General features: G+C 76.0%; 1 protein-coding gene. It reads right to left on the bottom strand.

Going from position 1 to position 1657, the window contains the following annotated elements:
- On the bottom strand, positions 1-1657 hold a 1657-nt coding region (gene cydC, locus AB0M20_RS42230), incomplete at both ends, for a thiol reductant ABC exporter subunit CydC (protein WP_364307017.1).

Raw genomic sequence — 1657 nt, 5'->3', positions numbered from 1 at the left:
ATCGAGTTGCGCGACCGCAGCGTGACCCTGCCGCGCGGCAGCGTCTTCGTCGTACCGAGGGGCACCGAGCACAAGCCGGTCGCCCCTTCCGGCGCGTCCATCTTGATGTTCGAGCCCACCGGCACGCTCACCGTCGGCGACCGGCACGACGAGATCCCCGATCATGTGGACGCGACGACGGGGCACCGGCTGTAGCCCGTCGGTGCGGTGCGTGAGCACCAGCACGGCCTTCTCTCGTGCGGCTCTCAGCAGGTCGGACATGAGAACCTCGGCGCCGGCCTCGTCGAGTCCCTCGGTGGGCTCGTCGAGGATCAGCAACAGCGGGTCGGCAAGCAGAGCGCGGGCGGTGGCGAGGCGCTTGCGCTGCCCGCCGGACAGCGTCGACCCGCCGCTGCCGAGCCGGGTGTCGAGGGTCTTGCCCCAGCCGTCCAGGCCGACCCTTCGCAGCACCGCCTCCAGCTCGGCGTCGGTGGCCCCGGGCCGGGCGATGCGAAGGTTCTCCCGGACGGTCGACGCGAAGACGTGCTCGGTCTCGTCCCCGACGAGGGCCACGGTCCCGCGCAGCGTGGCCTCGTCGAGGGTCGCGAGGTCCACGCCGCCGATCCGCACGCTGCCGGCACGCGGGTCGAGGAAGCCGGCCAGCACCGCGGCGAGGGTGGATTTCCCACTGCCGGAGGGCCCGAGCACGACTGTTGCCCCACCCGCCGGGACGTCGAGCCGCAACCCTTGAAAGGCCGCCCGGTCCCACCCGGCGGCCAGCCCGCGTATCCGCACGGAGCCGTCGACCGGCCGCGCCCCGGCGGGCTGGTCGTGTCGCGGCCGTGCCGGCAGCGGGTCGCCGGTCAGGGTGGCGAGGCGGCGGCGGGCGGCGACCGCGCGGCGGTGGGCCAGCGCGGCGTCCGGCAGCACTGCCATCGGCTCGGCCAGCGCCACGATGCCCAGCAGCAGCACGGCGGCCCACTCCCGGTCGAGCCCGACAGCCGGTGCGAGCAGCACCGCCGCCCCGGCCACCGCGAGGCCCCAGCCGAGATGGCCGATCGCGGTGGCGAGACCGGCCCCGCGCGCCGCCAGCGCTTCGGTGCGGGCCAGGCGGCGGCTGCGCTCCACGGGTACGCCCAGCGACCGCACCTCTTCCAGCCCGTCGACCGTCTCCACCACCGCGTCGCGCATCTCGGCCCGGGCCTGCCCGGTGACCGCTTCCCGCCGCGCCTCCAGCCACACACCGAGCGCGGGCGCCACCCCTCCGGCGACGACGATCCCGGCGATCAGCGGCACCGCGGCGACCGGCCGGACGGCAGCGACGACGGCAACCGCCACGGCCGCCGCCAGCAGCGCGGCCACCGCCGGCAACACCCCGCGCAGCAAGCCGTCGACGTCAGCGTCCACATCGTCCACGACGCGGGTGAGCAACTCACCACGCCGCCGCACCCGGGGCCCCGGCACCCGCGGCACCAACCCGGCGTAGACAGCCGCCCGCCGCACCCCGAGCCGCCCGAACGCCACCTGATGCGCGACGAGCCGCTCCGCATACCGCAGCAGCGGCCGCGCGACCGCGCTCCCACGCACGAGCACGACGGCCGCGGAGAGCGTCAGCACGGGCGGCAGCTCGGCGGCCCGCACGAGCAACCAAACGGCCGCCCCGGTGAGCAAGATCCCC

The organism is Actinoplanes sp. NPDC051633 (assembly GCF_040681735.1).
GTDB lineage: Bacteria > Actinomycetota > Actinomycetes > Mycobacteriales > Micromonosporaceae > Actinoplanes.
Note: the sequence above shows the minus strand (reverse complement) of the source record. Positions and strands in the feature narration are given on the sequence as shown.